The organism is Acidovorax sp. BoFeN1, from assembly GCF_003345135.1.
In the GTDB taxonomy this organism is placed as follows: domain Bacteria; phylum Pseudomonadota; class Gammaproteobacteria; order Burkholderiales; family Burkholderiaceae_C; genus Acidovorax; species Acidovorax defluvii.
Genome location: NZ_QOZT01000154.1, coordinates 1 through 2,831 on the forward strand (window position 1 = coordinate 1; position 2,831 = coordinate 2,831).

A 2,831-nucleotide genomic window follows, 5' to 3' on the forward strand; every position below is an offset into this window, starting at 1 on the left:
ATGGAGCACTCATGCACCCCACCCAAAGTTACCAACCCCTGCGCCACCCGCGCACCCAAGGCACCTGCGCCGCGATTCTGTGTGCCTGCATGGCATGGGGCCTGATGGCCTTGCCAAACAGTGCGCATGCTGCGCCCCAAAAGAGCGCCACAGAAGCAACCGCCAAGAAGAAGGGCTCGGTCAAAGTCAAACACCAGCGCAGCTCGTCGGAAGAAAGCACCTCCGAGCGCGACCGGCGCCTGTATCGGGAATGCAAGGGGCTACCCAATGCGGGGGCGTGCCTGGGGTACACAAGGCGCTGAATCGGCACACAAACCACACTCAGCCGACCACTGGTCGGGGCGCCCGCGCCACTCATCGGCACCCGCTGGCCATCAGGCATCTAACCACTACCATGCGTTACATGCCTTTCTTTTTGTCTATTCGCCTTACCACGCACATGCCGTCACGCACTGCCGTCTATCGGCGCATGCGTGGCTTTACGCTTATCGAAGTCATGGTGGTTGTGGCCATCATTGCCGTGCTGGCGGCACTGGCAGGCCCGAGCTTTACCCCACTTATTGAGCGTTGGCGTGTGCGCCAAGCGGTGGAAAACCTGCAGTCCACCTTGTTTTATGCCCGCTCAGAAGCCATTAAGCGCGGCGGCAACGTTTCCATTCGCAAAACCGCCAATGGCGACGGTTGCACTAATGCAAGCGCCAACACCCAATGGGGCTGCGGGTGGACGGTATTTGTGGACACCAACAACAATGGAGCCCAAGACGCGAGCCAGACACCACCCGAAGACACGTTGCAAACAACAGCCGCGCCAACCGGAGTCGAAGTCAATCTCGCAAGTAGCAATGGGTACATCACCACGGATCGCTGGGGGCAGCTCGATAGTGCAACAAGCAAGAGCTTTGAATTTCGGCTAGTGCCACAAGGCAAGGACACCGCCAATGCCGGCTCCACCGCTTTGTGTGTAGGGTTGGGGGGGCTCGTTAAAAGGTTAAACAAGGGGAACGACACATGCCCCTAATCCGCAAAACCCCGTTGCGCACCAGAGAAAACCCATTGGCAAAACCATATAGGTTGGATGACGCCTCGTGAATCCCCCTCATTAAAGGCATGTATTAATGTCCACCTCGAAAATCTTTCAGTCACGCAACTGCCTGGGTGTAAAACGAACCAGAGGATTTACGTTGTTGGAAGTAATGTTAGTAGTAGGCGTCTTGGGTGTGTTGGCAACATTGGTCGCCCCCAGCTTCACAAGAATAATTGAAAAATGGCGCGTACAGCAAACCGTTGAAATCATGAAATCCACGCTTTATTTCGCCAGATCAGAAGCTATCAAGCGCGGCGGAGGTGTTGGCATAGAGAAGCACCCCAAAACCACTGCAGGCTGCAGCTTGGCAAACACAAACGAAGAATGGGGCTGCGGCTGGTTTGTTTTTGTTGACAACAACCAAACCGGCAAATGGAACGCTGGCGAAGAGATCTTGCAGACTTATACAACGCCTACTAATGTCAACGTCATCCATAAATCCGGCGGCATCGGCATCAAAGTAGACCGCTACGGAATGATGAGTGGTCTCAATGCAAAAGGTTTTATCTTCGCCCCCGAACCAGAGGGTATTTCATCACCGGCAACCAGGGGCATCTGCATGGCCTCTGGTGGGCGCATAAGAGTTATAGAGGATGTCCCATGCACCTGAAGAATTTATCCGGACGCATTCACCAACAAAGGGGCGTCAGCTTGTTGGAATCGCTTGTCGCCATTGTCGTCATGGCGCTTGGCATACTGGGCATACTAGGCGTACAGATGCGTACCCTGGCCGATACACAAACCAGCGTGCGCCGTGCCCAGGCCATTCGGTTGATCGAAGATTTAAGCGAACGCATCAAGTCTAATCCCAATGCGCTTGGCAGCACGTCCGGCTACACCAGTGCATGGGCAGCATCGCTGGGCACCGTCAAAGACTGTGCCATCACAACCGGTTTCCCCAGTAGCAGTTGCAACGCCGCCGAAATCGCGGCCTACGACAGGGATCGTTGGATACGAAGCGTTCGAGCTAATTTGCCTTTAGGAGATGCCAATGTGTTCGTTTCACCAACCGACGTCCGTCAATTGGGAGTGATGCTTTCTTGGCGCGAAAACGAACGGGAGCGGCAAGGCGACAGCGCCACCGATACCAATGCCTATAAGGCCATTTTTGCTCCCGCAAATACAGCATCGGCGGCCGTAAGCTGCCCCAGCGGCAGCATTTGCCACCTTCAATACATTAGCCTGACACAGCGCTGCCTGCCCTATGCGGGAGGTCTTGTGTATTGCCCCGATTAAGTCAAGAGCAACCCATGACACATACCAAGCTCTCGCTCGCCGCTCAGAAAAAGCATCAACGCGGCGCCACGCTAATTGAATTACTGGTGGGCATCACTATCGGCCTGCTCACCGTCGTCGTCGGACTGGGCGCAGTAGTTGTCTCCCGAAGTCTAAGCGGCACCGTTAGCGATGCCAGCCGGTTGCAACAGCAGGCCTCATATGCTTTCAGGGTCATAGGCCAGCAGCTTCGTCAGACGGCCGGCTTGGCCATCGACCCGACGACAGGTACCAAAGCAAACGTGGAGTTTTCCGTTTTTACATCCGCGCCAACCAGTCCGATATCGGGTAAAGAGTCTCCAGCGTCGTCCGAATACAAGCTAGCCCTGGCATACCAGTCAAGCCTAGCAGGCTGCTGAAATACTCCCCACCGACAGTCCGCGACAGCCGCCCAGCCGCGACAATCAAGCCCCCCACTGACCAGACAGACGAGCCATCCATGCGCGGAGCCGACACCTTCACCGAGAGCCTG

General features: G+C 55.8%; 5 protein-coding genes. All 5 read left to right on the forward strand.

Annotation, left to right across the window (positions count from 1 at the left end; all coding sequences use genetic code 11):
- Positions 1-89 precede the first annotated feature (89 nt).
- The 5 genes from DTW89_RS18900 to DTW89_RS18920 all read left to right on the forward strand — a co-directional run bounded on the left by DTW89_RS18900 (position 90) and on the right by DTW89_RS18920 (position 2,718).
- A complete protein-coding gene (locus tag DTW89_RS18900; protein ID WP_406564410.1) occupies positions 90-302 on the forward strand; it encodes a hypothetical protein in 213 nt (70 codons plus the stop codon).
- A gap of 101 nt (positions 303-403) precedes the next feature.
- Complete coding sequence (locus tag DTW89_RS18905) at positions 404-1,018, forward strand: GspH/FimT family pseudopilin (protein WP_114657054.1); 615 nt, start codon at positions 404-406, stop codon at positions 1,016-1,018.
- A gap of 97 nt (positions 1,019-1,115) precedes the next feature.
- Positions 1,116-1,694, forward strand: coding sequence for a GspH/FimT family pseudopilin (locus DTW89_RS18910; protein ID WP_114657050.1), 579 nt, complete (start codon positions 1,116-1,118; stop codon positions 1,692-1,694).
- Entirely contained in the window at positions 1,685-2,320 is a 636-nt protein-coding gene (pilV, locus tag DTW89_RS18915; protein WP_114657051.1) for a type IV pilus modification protein PilV, read from the forward strand. The genes DTW89_RS18910 and pilV overlap by 10 nt, the downstream gene beginning before the upstream one ends.
- 14 nt (positions 2,321-2,334) lie before the next feature.
- Positions 2,335-2,718: a PilW family protein gene (locus tag DTW89_RS18920; RefSeq protein ID WP_114657052.1), complete on the forward strand. Its 384-nt coding sequence runs from the start codon at positions 2,335-2,337 to the stop codon at positions 2,716-2,718.
- Positions 2,719-2,831: the final 113 nt, after the last annotated feature.

Excerpts from the sequence above, each read along its gene's own strand:
- DTW89_RS18900 (WP_406564410.1), top strand. The coding sequence starts at position 90 with ATGGCATGGGGCCTGATGGCCTTGCCAAACAGTGCGCATGCTGCGCCC.
- DTW89_RS18910 (WP_114657050.1), top strand. The coding sequence starts at position 1,116 with ATGTCCACCTCGAAAATCTTTCAGTCACGCAACTGCCTGGGTGTAAAA.
- DTW89_RS18920 (WP_114657052.1), top strand. The coding sequence starts at position 2,335 with ATGACACATACCAAGCTCTCGCTCGCCGCTCAGAAAAAGCATCAACGC.
- pilV (WP_114657051.1), top strand. The coding sequence starts at position 1,685 with ATGCACCTGAAGAATTTATCCGGACGCATTCACCAACAAAGGGGCGTC.
- DTW89_RS18905 (WP_114657054.1), top strand. The coding sequence starts at position 404 with ATGCCTTTCTTTTTGTCTATTCGCCTTACCACGCACATGCCGTCACGC.